General features: G+C 51.7%; 13 protein-coding genes. 3 read left to right on the top strand and 10 right to left on the bottom strand.

Going from position 1 to position 14,517, the window contains the following annotated elements:
• Positions 1–42: 42 nt before the first annotated feature.
• Complete coding sequence (gene alaS, locus FGI41_RS11905) at positions 43–2,691, bottom strand: alanine--tRNA ligase (protein ID WP_139490363.1); 2,649 nt, start codon at positions 2,689–2,691, stop codon at positions 43–45.
• Positions 2,692–3,040: 349 nt separating this feature from the next.
• Positions 3,041–4,102 carry an AI-2E family transporter gene (locus tag FGI41_RS11900; RefSeq protein ID WP_139490362.1) on the bottom strand — a complete coding sequence of 354 codons (1,062 nt, stop codon included), beginning with the start codon at positions 4,100–4,102 and terminating at the stop codon, positions 3,041–3,043.
• A gap of 263 nt (positions 4,103–4,365) precedes the next feature.
• Here FGI41_RS11900 and FGI41_RS11895 point away from each other — a divergent pair, with 263 nt between their 5' ends.
• On the top strand, positions 4,366–4,881 hold the full coding sequence (locus tag FGI41_RS11895) for a hypothetical protein (protein ID WP_139490361.1): 516 nt from the start codon (positions 4,366–4,368) through the stop codon (positions 4,879–4,881).
• A gap of 133 nt (positions 4,882–5,014) precedes the next feature.
• Here the strand turns inward: FGI41_RS11895 and FGI41_RS11890 are convergent, their stop codons facing one another.
• The 7 genes from FGI41_RS11890 to cymR form a co-directional block, all read right to left on the bottom strand.
• Complete coding sequence (locus tag FGI41_RS11890) at positions 5,015–5,236, bottom strand: hypothetical protein (RefSeq protein WP_139490360.1); 222 nt, start codon at positions 5,234–5,236, stop codon at positions 5,015–5,017.
• A 32-nt stretch (positions 5,237–5,268) separates the two neighbouring features.
• On the bottom strand, positions 5,269–5,469 hold the full coding sequence (locus FGI41_RS11885) for a YrzR-like zinc ribbon domain (protein ID WP_139490510.1): 201 nt from the start codon (positions 5,467–5,469) through the stop codon (positions 5,269–5,271).
• A 28-nt stretch (positions 5,470–5,497) separates the two neighbouring features.
• Complete coding sequence (locus tag FGI41_RS11880) at positions 5,498–5,989, bottom strand: PRC-barrel domain-containing protein (RefSeq protein WP_139490359.1); 492 nt, start codon at positions 5,987–5,989, stop codon at positions 5,498–5,500.
• 84 nt (positions 5,990–6,073) lie between these two features.
• A complete protein-coding gene (gene recD2 / locus FGI41_RS11875; protein ID WP_139490358.1) occupies positions 6,074–8,341 on the bottom strand; it encodes an SF1B family DNA helicase RecD2 in 2,268 nt (755 codons plus the stop codon).
• Positions 8,342–8,409: 68 nt separating this feature from the next.
• On the bottom strand, positions 8,410–10,080 hold the full coding sequence (locus FGI41_RS11870) for a methyl-accepting chemotaxis protein (protein WP_139490357.1): 1,671 nt from the start codon (positions 10,078–10,080) through the stop codon (positions 8,410–8,412).
• Positions 10,081–10,284: 204 nt separating this feature from the next.
• Positions 10,285–11,430 (bottom strand): cysteine desulfurase family protein, encoded by a 1,146-nt coding sequence (locus FGI41_RS11865; protein ID WP_139490356.1) that lies wholly within the window; start codon positions 11,428–11,430, stop codon positions 10,285–10,287.
• A 12-nt stretch (positions 11,431–11,442) separates the two neighbouring features.
• Positions 11,443–11,862, bottom strand: coding sequence for a cysteine metabolism transcriptional regulator CymR (gene cymR, locus FGI41_RS11860; protein ID WP_139490509.1), 420 nt, complete (start codon positions 11,860–11,862; stop codon positions 11,443–11,445).
• Between the two features lie 133 nt (positions 11,863–11,995).
• On the opposite strand from cymR, the gene FGI41_RS24955 reads away from it, so the two are divergent.
• Entirely contained in the window at positions 11,996–12,169 is a 174-nt protein-coding gene (locus FGI41_RS24955) for a hypothetical protein (protein WP_176560247.1), read from the top strand.
• A 213-nt stretch (positions 12,170–12,382) separates the two neighbouring features.
• Here FGI41_RS24955 and FGI41_RS11855 read toward each other — a convergent pair whose 3' ends face one another.
• On the bottom strand, positions 12,383–13,711 hold the full coding sequence (locus FGI41_RS11855; RefSeq protein WP_139490355.1) for an AAA family ATPase: 1,329 nt from the start codon (positions 13,709–13,711) through the stop codon (positions 12,383–12,385).
• A 195-nt stretch (positions 13,712–13,906) separates the two neighbouring features.
• On the opposite strand from FGI41_RS11855, the gene FGI41_RS11850 reads away from it, so the two are divergent.
• Complete coding sequence (locus FGI41_RS11850) at positions 13,907–14,338, top strand: DUF2935 domain-containing protein (RefSeq protein WP_139490354.1); 432 nt, start codon at positions 13,907–13,909, stop codon at positions 14,336–14,338.
• Positions 14,339–14,517 lie beyond the last annotated feature (179 nt).

Here is a 14,517-nt window from a genome sequence, read left to right as displayed (position 1 = left end):
CGGACGTCGAAATTCCTTGTCCGCGCGAATTTTGTTTCGGATTTATTTGGATACAGCTTGATTTTGAACGAATTCTGCCACGTATGCAAGTGCTTCGCCCAATTTCGCCGGTTCTTTACCGCCAGCTTGTGCCATATCTGGACGACCGCCACCGCCGCCGCCGCAACGGGTAGCCACTTCCTTGACAATCTTACCGGCATGGAAGCCTTGATCCATCAGGTCTTTGGTTACGCCTGTGACGAGGTTGACCTTATCGCCTTCGACAGCACCGAGGACGATGACAGCGGAGCCGAGCTTATTCTTGAGCTCGTCTACCATGCCGCGCAGGTTGTCCATATCGGTAGCAGACACTTGGGTAGCGAGGACTTTCACACCGTTTACGTCTTGGACTTTATCAGTCAAGGCTGCTGCTTCGATATTACCAAGCTTCGCACGGAGGGATTCGTTTTCACGCTGTACGTCTTTGAGCTGCTGCAGGGTTGCTTCTACGCGGGCTGGAGTTTCGTGGAGCTGGTTGGACTTCACGAGAGCTGCTGTTTCGCGCAGGTAACCAAGCTGTTGGTTGAGGAATGCATAGGCACCTTTACCGGTTACTGCCTCGATGCGTCGGGTACCTGCACCAATTCCGCTCTCAGAGAGGATCTTGAACAGACCGATCTCAGCAGTGTTGTTGACGTGGATACCACCGCACAGCTCGATGCTGTAGCCGATGACGTTGACTACTCGCACGACATCGCCGTATTTTTCACCGAACAGTGCCATTGCGCCCATGGCTTTGGCTTCCTCGATTGGTTTGTGGCAGATGTCTACGGTCAGCTGCTGCCATACTTTTTCGTTGACGATACGCTCTACTTGTTCCAGCTCTTCTGCTGTCACTTGAGAGATGTGGGTGAAGTCAAAACGGAGACGGTCCGCAGAGACGAGGGAACCAGCCTGGTTGACGTGGGTGCCCAGTACATCCTTGAGCGCTTGGTGGAGCAAGTGTGTCGCGGTGTGGTTTTTCACGATCGCAAGGCGTGCTTCGTGGTTGACTTCAGCGCGCACATCGTCGCTCAGGCGGAGTGTGCCTGCTTCAACCAGTACGTGGTGGACGTGTTGACCGCGTGGGCCTTTTTGTACGTCTTTTACGCTTGCTTTTACCAGCTCGGAGGTGATGAGACCTTCGTCGTTGATCTGACCGCCGGACTCTGCATAGAACGGAGTGGTGTCGAGGATGACTTGGCACTCTTGGCCTTCTTCCACTTCATCCACCAGCTGATTGTTGTGGATGATCGCTACCACTTTAGTAGATGCTACCAATTCAGTATAACCAACAAACTCACTCTTAACCGTCAGATCAGAGAGTGGTCCGCCCTGTACCTGCATGGAGTTAACATCTTTTTGTGCGGCGCGTGCGCGTTCACGCTGTTCTTCCATCGCTTTCTCGAAGCCTTCACGGTCTACTTCAAGACCATGCTCACGGGCGAAGTCTTCGGTCAGGTCAACCGGGAAGCCGTAGGTGTCATACAGCTTGAAGGTGTCGGTACCGGACAGCAGGGATTGACCCGCTTCTTTGGTAACTTTGACCATGCCTTCGAGGATCACGAGACCGTCGTTGAGGCGCTCTTGGAAACGCTCTTCTTCGGTACGGATGACTTTCTCGATGAACTCACGTTTTTGCACCACTTCTGGGTAGAATTCACCCATCATGTCGCCAACGGTTTTGGTCAAAGTATAGAGGAAGGATTTCTCGATACCGAGCAGCTTGCCCATGCGTACTGCACGACGGAGCAGACGGCGGATGACATAGCCGCGGCCTTCGTTGGATGGCAGGGCACCGTCACCGATGGCAAATACAACCGTACGTGCGTGGTCAGCGATTACTTTGAACGCGACGTCTTTTTCTTCGTCGGTTTTGTATTTCACGCCAGAGATACGCTCGGTCTCTTCAATGATCGGGAAGAGCAGGTCGGTCTCGTAGTTGTTGTCCACTTCTTGGATGACGGACGCCATACGCTCAAGACCCATACCGGTATCGATGTTTTTCTTCGGCAGTGGAGTGTAGGTGTGGTCTGGGTTGTGGTTGAACTGGGAGAATACGAGGTTCCATACTTCGAGGTAACGTTCGTTCTCACCACCTGGGTACAGCTCAGGATCGCTCGGGTCGTTGCCGAAGCTCTCGCCACGGTCGTAGAAGATCTCTGTGTTCGGGCCGGATGGGCCTTCGCCGATATCCCAGAAGTTGCCTTCGAGACGGATGATGCGCTCAGCAGGCACGCCTACGGTTTCGTTCCAGATCTTGAAGGCTTCGTCGTCCTCTGGGTGGATGGTGACGGAGAGCTTCTCTGGGTCAAAGCCGATCCACTCAGGGCTGGTCAGGAATTCCCACGCCCACTGGATGGATTCTTCTTTGAAGTAGTCGCCGATGGAGAAGTTACCGAGCATTTCAAAGAAGGTATGGTGGCGCGCAGTGCGGCCTACGTTTTCAATATCGTTGGTACGGATGGATTTTTGGGAGTTGGTGATGCGCGGATTGTCTGGAATGACGCGGCCGTCGAAGTACTTCTTGAGGGTCGCTACCCCGGAGTTAATCCACAACAGAGATGGGTCGTCCACCGGCACCAAAGAAGCGCTTGGCTCGATGCGGTGACCTTTGCTTACGAAGAAATCGAGAAACATTCTGCGGATTTGATTTCCTGTCAGTTTCTTCATGTTTACATCCTCCTGATCTGACTTTTTGACTTTTGGATAAATAAAAAAAGCCCTCATCCCCTCAGGGACGAGAAGCTGTTTTCTCGCGGTACCACCCTGCTTACAGATCGTGAATTGGGCTTGTGCGCCGATTCAAATCTGTCGCTTTGATGACGATAACGGAGTCTGCCGCCGGTTTTTGCCCGGTCTTCGGAATAGCGTTCGATCACACTTCTTCTGGATGCTCTCTCAGCCTGGGAGCGTCCTCTCTGGTAAAAAGGGCTGTGATGTACTGGTTCCTTCAACGATCTGTGGGTATGGAGTTGATTCTTTGTGTATTATAGATGTTTTGGCTGGGAGATGTCAATGTTTACCCCTCCCGCACCATCACCGCCACTCTCCCCACAACCACCTTCACCACCGCCAACACCGGCACGGCAAAAATCATCCCAACAATCCCCCCGACCGTCTCCCCGGCTAAGAGAGCAAAGATAATCATCAACGGATGCAGATGCAGCGACTTGCCCACGATGTTCGGCGAGAGAATATTCCCCTCCAGCACCTGGACAATCATATTCATGATTAAGACAAAAACCACTTGCTTTACCGATATCGTGAGCGCCACAATCAATGCCGGAATGGCCCCGATCAATGGACCAATATAGGGAATGATGTTGGTCAGCGCCACGAAAGACGCCAGCACGAACGGATACGGCATGCCGATCAACCAATATCCCAAAAACGCCAAAACGCCAACAATCACTGCCACCACAATCTGCCCGTGGATGTATTTCCCAAGCGACGTGTTGATATCCCGAAACACCACGGCAGCCTGCTTGCGGTATTTATGCGGGATGAGCATCATAAAACCACGGTTGATATCCTTCATGTCTTTTAACATATAAAACGCGATAAACGGCACGACCGCATAGGCGACCAGTTTACCGAGCGTATTGCGTGCATTGTTGACCACTTCACTAATCCCCATCGACATGCGCTCCTGCGACTGGATGATCACGCGGTCTACGCCGCTTTGGATGCTGTCCGGCAGGAAATATTTGTGCGCCTCCCACTCCTGCATCCAGACCTGATACCACTTGGTCAGCCGTGGCAGGTCGTCGGACAGCTCGATCAGCTGTGTGGTAAATGCGGGGATGGCATTGATCAGCGCTACCGTGATGATCAGCACGAACAGCAGATAGATGAGCAGGACGGCCACCAGACGGGGCACTTTGCGCTTCTCCAGTAGTTCGATGACGGGATGCAGCAGGTAGGCGACCAACAGCCCGACTAGAAAAGGAACCGCCACCTCCCCGATGATGGCCCAGATCACACTGAGGATGGGGCGAGTCAGCCAGATGAGATAAATGATGATTAGGACTAGGATGGTGTAGATTGCGAAGCGGAAAAAACGGGTGCGTGTCATGTCCATGAGTCAGAGTCCCCCTCCTCTGCAAAACCTTGCTTCTTAGGTTTCGCAAAACAGAGGAAAACATTCACATAAAGTCAGAGCTCCTTTGTCGAATCTCTTTCATTTTGATTTCCTGAATCCCCATGTTCAAGGTCGTCATTTTATTAAAAGTAAATAAATAAAAATTAGCTTTTGTAATAAATGGTATATTATGGTTGAAAATCAGAATTGGTGTTGTTATTATGAAAATGAATTTAATTCCAAATATTAGGAGGTTTTGGTTGATGAAAAAAATGATTTCTGGTTTCCTCGGTTTAACCATGATTGTAGGATTCTCTTCAGCTGCTTTTGCCAATGAATCAACAATTGCATCAGGTGACGACAGTACATATCCAAAGTTCGTAAAAATACAAAAACCAAGCCTTGCTGTCATTGGAGATGCAGACGAAGTCGAGCCGAACAACACTCCCGGCTATGCTGATGAGGTTCCTGAAGGGAACATTAATGGTGTTGTGTCTGGATCGGGTGATATCGACTGGTTTTTTTTCAATGCAACTGATTCCGTGAGTACAAGCGCATACGTCTTTTTCCAAGAAGATTCAGCGGGTAATAACTTATCTGGAACAATCACCTTGTACAAAGAAAATACGGATGGAACCCTGACCAGGATTGGTTCCTCAACAGGTGAAGAGTGGGAATATGTTGATTTCAACGCAGTTGAAGGTAAAAATTATTATGTAAAAATAACGACCTCCTCCAGCAAAAACGTTCCATACATGGTCGAATATCCAGCTTTTTAAGCATGAATCAGATAAAACGTAGCGGAGACGACTCCGTTACGTTTTTATTTTTGCACCGTAACAAGACCCCCTGCCACCGCATTCCTACGGCAACAAGGGGCCTTTTCACATCACATTTCCAAAAACACTACGCTTAGCGGGCACGGTTCACCGTGCGCAACACCTTGCGCCCGAATTTCCACATCTGACGACGAGAGGGCAGCCAGTCTGCTACATCCAGACGACTTACATTCATGTCTGGCATCCATGACGTCCAGTTGTCATTCTTCTTCCCGCGGCGGGCTGACAGCCAATACCCGACTCCAGCGACGAGACCACCTACGACGATTGTACGCATCAAACCGCGTCTAGCCAATGACAGCCTCCCCTTTCGAACGATCTGGTGTGTTACAGTTGTGCGGAAACGGAAGGATCATCGAAAAACAGATCGTTGAGCGACTGCAGGGACCCGTCTTCTTCCACTTGATACACAGAAGAGACCTGATCTCCAGTGATGCTCAGTTCCACAAAGCAGTTCCAGCAGTAGTATTGATTGGTTCCAATTTTCCCAATATCTTTGGATGCACAGTTGGGGCAAGATACACGCATCATACTTTCCTCCTACAGGCTCAAGCGCCTAAATACGGTTCATGTGCGGAACGATGAGGGATTCTTTTCCGACGGTAAAAGGTGGATCATTCGGCATACGCTTGCGCCCTTCGGTGACGTCAGCGATCCATCCGTCCGATAATTCGTACCCTACCATTTTCGTCCAATCCGAGGAAAAATAAACGTCCTCGACGATCCCGAGCAATTCACCGCTCTCCGTAATCACTGGTTTTCCTTTGATGGTTAGCTTTCCTGTGACAAGTCCGACCGTATAGGCAGGGTCAAGCTGACGCATAGGAGTAATCGCATCAATGCCTGTGACAGTGAGGTAATCTTCCCCAAAGGCATGGATCTGGGCAATTGGAACATACTTACCGCTCTGGAACCATCCTGCTTCTTGGATCACGACTCCGATGACTTTCGACTTCAGGTCACAGAGAATGTCACAGACTTCCCCGATCTTCTCACCTGTGGCAAGACACAAGACCGGCAGTCCCAGAATGTCCAAAGCTCTGCGCATAGAGGCAACCCTCCCCGCTTCCCTTAGTATTGGCGGTTAAGTGTGCCACATGCGCGATAAACTGTTCCAGTTCAGGTAACGGCGTCAGTCAGGCTGACGCAATCGTTTTTGCAGGTACGTATACCGGACTCCCTCGTCATTACTCTCCACCGCAATCCGAAACGCATCCGGGTCTCCACACATCAGCAAAAAGGATTTGCTCCGCGTCACACCCGTATAAGCCAGCTTGCGTCTCAGCATGCGGTAGTAATTTTTGACGAACGGCAAGATAACAATAGGAAATTCACTGCCCTGTGACTTATGCACGGAGCAACAGTAAGCTAACGTCAATTGATGGTACTGGGAGCGCTTATACTGCACTTCACGGCCATCGAAGGAAACGACCAGCAGTTCCTCATTTTCTTCATTTTCTTTCGGGTGAAAAATAGCCACGACTTCACCGATATCCCCGTTGAAGACTTGTTCATCTGCGTTGTTCACCAGCTGCAGGACCTTGTCCCCAGAACGAAAGATGGTTTCGCCAAAGGTGACTTCCCGCTTCTGGTCTGATTTGGGATTGAATAATTCTTGTAATTCGATATTTAACTGGTTAACCCCTGCTACCCCTTTGTAAACAGGGGCGAGGACTTGGATATCTTTTGCCGTGTATCCCTTTAATACGGCTCCGGAGCAAATTTGTTTCACGGCTTGGACCACATCTTGTGGCGAACTTGTGAAAAATCGTCGATCCTGCTGCTTGGACAGCAGATCAGCCGGAACGACACCCTCCCGAATCGCGTGAGCCAGTTGGATGATCGACGATTCCTGCGCCTGACGGTAAATCTCGGTCAGCTGCACCATCGGCAGGAGTCTGGATTCGACCATATCATGCAGCACATTGCCTGGACCCACGGACGGGAGCTGGTCTGGGTCTCCTACCATCACGACATGGATATCATCCGGCAGCGCACGGAACAGTTGATTGATCAGCCAGATATCGACCATCGACATCTCGTCGACGATAATCAGCTTGCCCCTGACCGGGTTTTGGTTGTCATGCTCGAAGCCGTCTCCTTTGAACCCGAGCAGGCGGTGGATCGTCATCGCAGGCAGTCCTGTCGTCTCGCTCATCCGCTTGGCTGCACGTCCGGTAGGCGCCACCAAAAGGATGGGAAACGGATTCTCCATCGGGTCGTAGCTTTCAACATCAAGCGAAATCCCGTTGAGCTGGGCAAATACATGACAGATTCCTTTGATCACGGTCGTCTTTCCTGTACCCGGTCCCCCGGTCAGAAGCATCAGGCCCTCTGTCATCGCCATCTCGACAGCATCCCTCTGCTGCTGGGCATACGTAATGGCAAGCTCGTCCTCCACCTGCCCAATCGCCTGATAAAACTCAGAGGCCGGATACTCAGCCAGCACTCCCCGGTCTGCAAAATAACGGAGCCGCTTGGCAAAGCCCACCTCTGCGAAATAAAGGGACGGCAGATAGACACGCTCGTCCTCCCAGATGATCTTGGAGCCCTGTACCAGCTCTTCTAGCCCCGCATCAAAATCATCCATGTCAAAATCATGCCCACCGATATCTCTGAGCAGATGAATCGTGTCTTCCAGCAAGGCAAAGTACATGTAGTACACATGCCCCTCGCCATAGCTTGCTTCCTGTAGGACATACAGTGTCGCCGCCTTCAGCCGCTCTGGCGAAGACGGTGCAATTCCGGTGGTACGTGCGATTTCATCGGCGCGCTTGAAGCCAATGCCTTGGATGTCTTCGATCAATCTGTATGGCGTCTCCGTCAGGACGGTCATCGTCTGGTCTTTGTACGTCTGATAAATCCGCAGGGCCAGATGCACCCCAATCCCGAATTCATACAGGAAGACCATCGTCCTCTCCAGCTGCTGATGCTCCAGCACCGATTCATAAATCGCCCGGGCACGCTGCGGCGAAATCCCCGGAATGGTGGACAGCTGATCTGGGTCATTGGCGATAATCGTCAGCGCATCCACCCCAAGCGCATCCACAATCCGCTTGGCCAGCTTTTTTCCGATTCCGCTGAACAGACCGCTGGCAAGGTATTTTTCCACACCGGACTTCGTCTTCGGTGTCTCCCGCTCGTAGCGGTGCGCATCGTATTGATCCCCGTACTTCGGGTGCGTTTTCCATGTGCCGTAAAATGTATAGATCTCATCTGGATGCGGTCGTGGAAAATGACCAACCACAATCACATCCGCTTCTTTAATCGGCTCGGTTGCTTCTTCAATCTGGATCCGGACGATACCGTACCAGTTCTCTTCGTTATAGAAGATCTCGTGCTTTAGCGTCCCACGGATGTATTTCTCCGTGAAAAGGGGGAGCGATTGCTGCTCAGACAAATGATTCCGCCTCCCAACACAAAAATCCACTTTGACAAAAGTGGATTTTGCTGAACTTTTATCTACCCTTAGATTGTAAACCGTTTTACTTGTTCTGACAACTTATCTGCCATGTAGGCCAAGGCTTCAGAAGCGGCCGTCATCTCTTCGACGGTTGCGGTCTGCATCTCAGAAGCAGAAGCCACCTCTTGGGTATCTCTAGTGGATGCTTCGACAAGGGCTGTGATTTGATCGGCATTGAGCACGACATTGTTGGTATCTTTAGAAATCGCTTGTGCCGCTTGGTTCATACGGCCGATCTGTTCGTTGACATGATCAATCGCGGTAGAGATCTGCTGGAACGCACGTCCGGCAGCGGACACGCTGGTACGGCCCTCCTGTACAGCAGTGGTCGTCTCCTCCATCGTGGAGACGGCTTCGGTGATCTCTGCATGAATGAAGGTGATCAGCTTGGAGATCTCTTCTGCAGCGTGACCGGACTGCTCAGCCAGCTTGCGCACCTCGTTGGCGACAACGGCAAAGCTTTTGCCCTGCTCACCGGCACGTGCGGCTTCAATCGCGGCATTGAGAGCCAGCAGGTTGGTCTGGGCGCTGATTTCACGGATGATCGTAATGATGCCCCGGATCGCTTCGGAACGGTTGCCCAGCTCACGGATGACCGCTTCACTGGCATGTACCTTATCGGTGATCTGATCCATCTCAGAGACAAGCTCTTGGAGGGTTTTTTCCCCTTCACGCGCATATTGGTTCGCCAGATCGGAGTCGTTGCTGACATTGAGTGCTGATGTGGCGATACGCTCTACGTCACGGTCCATCTGGTGCAGGGATTCGGAAGTCGCTTTCATATAGTCACGCTGCTTTTCACTGCTTGCTGCGATCTCACCTGCGGCTTCGGCGATCTGCTCAGCTGCACGGGCACTCTCCGTCGCACTGCCACGCACGGCTTCAGAAGAACCGGCGACCTGTGTCGAGACATCCCGCACTTCTCTTAGCATGGAGGAGAAGACGGTCATCATCTCGTTGAACATCATGGACATCTGACCGATCTCGTCCTTGGTCTTGACCGACACGCGCGGAGTCAGGTCACCCGTCTCGGCCTGACGCATCGCTTTGACCAGCTCACTGATCGGCCCATGTACGCGGGCCACGATAAAGGAACCCGCAATCACAGCAACCGTTCCAAAAATAGAAGCGACCAAAATCACGCTGCTGCGGTGATCTCCCATCAGACGGAGCAGGTCCTCAGTATGGGTGCTGACCCCGATTGTCCAACCGTTAGGCAGCTTTGCGTAGGAGGTAATCGACTCGATCCCTTCCTCTTCATACACGACATGACCTTTCTTACCGGACAGCATGGTTTGAATAAAAGTAGATGCACTTACATCTTTATTGACCATATCAGAAGAAGGATGAAATAAAATAGTGCCTTTTTCGTCGATGATAAATGCCAAACCACTCATATCATTAGGCTTGTAGTAGTTCTCCTGCACATCATTGAGCACGCTGTTGATCCGCTCTTTGGTCGGTTCGCTCAACTGTGTGTTCAGGGTGTAAGGCTCCAGTTCTTTTGCCTTAATCGAGGTGATGTAGTTCAAGTCGGAGACAGCCAATTGATATATCATTTTCTCCGAATTGTTAAATTGGATCAAACTGATGGTCAACAACGGTACAAGTGTTAGGAGAATCACGGCGGCTAACAGTTTGTATCGTATGGACAAGGTGCTGTTAAGCAGGTTCATTGACATTCCTCCGCATATTCTTTGTAAGCATATTGATCTATTCAATTTGGACCTCTATACCACCATAACGATTATTTTAACATCAATTAGGAAAAATGAAACATCTAAATTCGTATATTTTTCAGGCTATTTTCAGGCATATGTTAGGTGAAAATAAAAGAGCACCCGGCTCTTTAGACCTAGAGTCGGGTGCTCTTTGCATCCTTATTTTTTAGCGAGACGCTTCACGATTTTGGCTACATCGCGGGCGGCCTTTTCTACTTCTTCAGCTGTATTGGTCGTTCCGAAGCTGAAGCGAATCGCTGACTTGGCACATTGATCGCCCAGATTCATCGCTTTCAGGACATGTGACAGCTCCAGGGAGCCGGACGTGCAGGCCGAACCGCTGGCCGCAGCAATCCCTGCGATGTCGAGATTCATGAGCATCGTCTCCGTACTGATGCCTGGAAAGCTGACATTGAGCACATGTGGCAGGAAATGCTCTGGATGCCCGTTGACCAGATATTCGATGCCCTCTTCGGCAAAAACCCGCAGCATCGTCTCGCGGTATCCCAAGTACTTGTCGACCCGTTCCTGACGGTTGGCTCTGATCAGCTTCACCGCTTCGGCAAAGCCTACGATCGAAGCCAGATTCTCCGTGCCCCCGCGGCGCTTCCGCTCTTGGTTGCCGCCGAAGACATGCGGCTCGATCACGACATTAGGACCGATATACAGGGCACCGATTCCTTTTGGCCCGTTGATCTTGTGGGCGGAGACGGTGATCAGATCGACCGGCAATTCATTAGCCTTGACACGCAAGATGCCGAATGCCTGCACACAGTCAGAGTGAAAATAGATGCCTTTTTCCTGCAAAAACGGACCGATCTCTTCAATCGGCTGAATCGTCCCGATCTCGTTGTTGCCGTACATGATGGAGACCAGCACCGTATCTTCCCGAACCGCCTGCTTGAGGTCTTCGACGCTGACCTGTCCCGTCTGATCCACAGGCAGATAAGTGACGTCGAAGCCTTGCTTTTCGAGATATTCGCAAGCGTGCAGGACAGCATGATGCTCTACTTGGCTGGTGATGACGTGGTTGCCCTTATGGCGGTTCGCCATCGCCACCCCGATGATCGCCATATTGTCTGCTTCTGTACCGCCGCTGGTGAAGACGACCTGCTTGGGATCAGCACCGAGAAAATCAGCAATCTCCTCACGTGCGCTCTCCAAGGCTTGGCGTGCCTGACGGCCAAAGCTGTGAATGCTGGATGGATTGCCGTACACCTCTGTCAGATACGGCAGCATCGCCTGTGCCACCTGCGGATGGATCGGTGTGGTAGCGGCGTGATCTAAGTATACGAATCTTTGCATGTGAAGTACCCCTTAAATATAGAACATATAATTATCAGAACGTCCATCATCCTGATAATTGACAAGATCGCGCAAGGTCGTCGAATCCAGCACCGCTGAGATGCTGTCGCGGATGCGCAGCCACAGATAACGCTTCGCCGGGTCTTCCTCTTCGGAGAACTCGACTGGACTAATCGGCCCCTCTAATACACGGATAATATCCCCGGATGTGATTTCCTCCGGTGCTTTGGACAGCACGTAGCCGCCGTATGCGCCGCGGATGCTTTTGACCAGACCCGCATTGCGGAGCGGTGCGATCAGCTGCTCCAAGTAATGTTCAGATAATTCATGGCGCTGCGCGATGCTCTTGAGTGAGATGGGTCCCTCACCATGGTGAACAGCCAACTCCATCATGATCGTGAGCCCGTAGCGCCCCTTGGTCGAGATCTTCAATTGTTTCAACTCTCCTCTTCACTATCGTCTTTTTTCTGGTGAAACATACACGAACTGGTGATTACCTCCGCACATGAGACACTGTGCTTTGCGCCACACTACAGTCAACTGCTACTCATGGAGGTGACCGTATATGCCATCAAATGATGCAAAAGTAAAAGGCAAAAACCATCCGTCCGAAACACTGTATGAGGTTCCGGCTGGTACTCTCGCGCACAAAGCCCGTTTTGGCGCAAGTGAGAATTCCAAACAGCCAAATGAAAACGGCGATCTGCCTAACCGTCCAGGCGGTAACGTGCGTACGTAGTTGTCTGGGAATGGATCATCCCGTCATCTGTGCCTGAGAAACGAAAAGTCGTCATCCTTGCAGACCCGTGCCGACCTTTTCGTACACACAGACCGATACACCGTAAACAGCGGAATGCCCACGGCTTCTTTCATTAGAGAGAAGGCAAGCGGGGCTTCCGCTTTTTGGCGTTCCTGTACCTTCTGCCTCGTAAGATCATCCGTGCCAATTTATCTATTCCTTCAATAATCCCCGCTTCGACTGACGCTCGCGGATCTCCTGTTCATAGCCGTTGGTCTTCGGTCGGTAGAAGCTCACGTCCACTCCATCCGGTAAATATTGTTGTGGTACATATCCTTCTGGGTAGTTATGCGGGTAGAGGTATCCGGCTCCATGTCCCAAGCGGGCTGCCCCCTTGTAGCTCTGGTCGCGCAGATGGGCAGGTACTGGCTTGTGGCCCTCTTCCCGGACATGAGCGAGCGCTTGGTTAATCCCGTTATAGGCCGCATTGCTTTTCGGTGCGGTGGCAAGATAGGTGGTCGCCTGCCCGAGCGCAATCCGTCCTTCCGGCATCCCGATCAGCTCTAGCGCCTGGAAGCACGAGACGGCCACACTGAGTGCCTGCGGATCAGCATTGCCCACATCCTCGGACGCAGAGATGACCAACCGGCGGGCAATGAATTTCGGGTCTTCCCCCGCATCGATCATCCTCGCCAGCCAATACAAGGCCGCATCCGGGTCAGAGCCGCGAATCGACTTGATAAACGCCGAGATCGTGTCATAGTGGTTATCCCCGCTTTTGTCATAACGGACGGCGCGGCGTTGGATCGACTCTACCGCCACGTCCAACGTGATGCGGATCGACCCGTCAGCAGACAGCGGTGTCGTGCTGGCCGCCAGCTCCAGTGCATTCAGCAACCGTCTGGCATCCCCCTCGGCATAGCGCACCAGATGATCCAGTGCCTCCTCATCAATGGTGACATGCAGCTCACCCAGACCGTTCTGCTCATCGGTCAGCGCCCGATGCACGACACGCTTGAGGTCATCCTCTGAGATGGATTGCAGCTGAAAAATCTGCGAGCGCGACAACAGCGCCGCATTGACTTCAAAAAACGGATTCTCCGTCGTCGCGCCGATCAGGATGATGGTCCCTTCTTCTACATATGGCAAAAGGGCGTCTTGTTGCGATTTATTGAAGCGGTGGATCTCGTCGACGAACAAGGTGGTACGCTGGCCGTTCATCACCAGACGGTCCTTGGCTTCGTCCACGATCCGGCGGATATCCGCCACCCCCGCTGTCACGGCATTCAGCTCGGCAAAATAGGATTTGGTGGTACGGGCGATCACTTTGGCCAGCGTGGTCTTACCGGTCCCCGGCGGCCCATAAAAGATCAAGGAAGAGACCTGATCCGCCTCAATCGCTCGGCGAAGCAGCTTACCCTCTCCTACGATATGCTCCTGCCCCAACACCTCATCCAGCGTTCTTGGACGCAGTCGGGCTGCCAAAGGCTGCGCCTTGTTCCCCGCGTCCTGCTGTTCATAGGCAAATGAGAATAAATCCATGGTCGGTGTTCCTTCCATTGTGTATTAAGTCGATTGGGAAGCTAGGTTTATCTATTCATGATAGCATAATTGGGTGGGGGGAGGAACTTTTTTGAGTTTTGAGAATGAAAAAAAGCTTGGGTCAAGTGACCACTCGCCCACCTCCCTCATACCCTATACCGTCGAGCCAACATACAATCACTGGGGGAGTATTCTGTGCAATTTTATTATGAGGATAAAATGCCGCTTCGCATCTTAGACGAGGGGCAGTTCTGGAAGCATCAAGAGGCTGAGCATACACAAGTCATCCGCGCGCTGGCTCCGAACTTGGAGGCGCCGTTTGTGGCGGCATTGGAGAAGTGGGAGCTGGCTTTTCAACAGACGGAGGCACTGTTCGTCAGGTATATTGAGGCAGTGGCCCGCAGTGGGGCGACTCCTTCAAGTGCGGTGATGGGGCAAATCCGTGAGTTGGTGTTGTTTAGTGCGAATCAAAGCGTGGAGTTTATAGCGTTTCTTGACCAGCTTGCGGCTGAGAGTGTGCCGATTAAGACGAATATGGTTGCGAAAACGGTTCTTCATCATATTCGCCGGGAGTCGGAGTATTTTGTTGGGATTACGCAGGCGATGTTGACGGAGAAAGTGATTTGATAACATAGAAAAAAGCCCTTCTGCTCGATAAATCAAAGCGGAAGGGCTTTTTGTATGATTTTTTCTTTCTTTGAATGATGGGATTTACGAATTGCTGGTGGTTTCCGACAGATTGCCGATAAACTCACTGGTCGTCGGCTTCGCCTTGTTATTGCTCACTGAATATCCAAACAGGCTGA

The organism is Brevibacillus dissolubilis (genome assembly GCF_006170445.1).
Taxonomy (GTDB): Bacteria; Bacillota; Bacilli; order Brevibacillales; family Brevibacillaceae; genus Brevibacillus_B; species Brevibacillus_B dissolubilis.
This window is presented reverse-complemented; position numbering and strand designations above follow the sequence as displayed.

Excerpts from the sequence above, each read along its gene's own strand:
- alaS (WP_139490363.1), bottom strand. The coding sequence starts at position 2,691 with ATGAAGAAACTGACAGGAAATCAAATCCGCAGAATGTTTCTCGATTTC.
- FGI41_RS11900 (WP_139490362.1), bottom strand. The coding sequence starts at position 4,102 with ATGGACATGACACGCACCCGTTTTTTCCGCTTCGCAATCTACACCATC.
- FGI41_RS11895 (WP_139490361.1), top strand. The coding sequence starts at position 4,366 with ATGAAAAAAATGATTTCTGGTTTCCTCGGTTTAACCATGATTGTAGGA.
- FGI41_RS11885 (WP_139490510.1), bottom strand. The coding sequence starts at position 5,469 with ATGCGTGTATCTTGCCCCAACTGTGCATCCAAAGATATTGGGAAAATT.
- FGI41_RS11880 (WP_139490359.1), bottom strand. The coding sequence starts at position 5,989 with ATGCGCAGAGCTTTGGACATTCTGGGACTGCCGGTCTTGTGTCTTGCC.
- FGI41_RS11870 (WP_139490357.1), bottom strand. The coding sequence starts at position 10,080 with ATGAACCTGCTTAACAGCACCTTGTCCATACGATACAAACTGTTAGCC.
- FGI41_RS11865 (WP_139490356.1), bottom strand. The coding sequence starts at position 11,430 with ATGCAAAGATTCGTATACTTAGATCACGCCGCTACCACACCGATCCAT.
- FGI41_RS24955 (WP_176560247.1), top strand. The coding sequence starts at position 11,996 with ATGCCATCAAATGATGCAAAAGTAAAAGGCAAAAACCATCCGTCCGAA.
- FGI41_RS11855 (WP_139490355.1), bottom strand. The coding sequence starts at position 13,711 with ATGGATTTATTCTCATTTGCCTATGAACAGCAGGACGCGGGGAACAAG.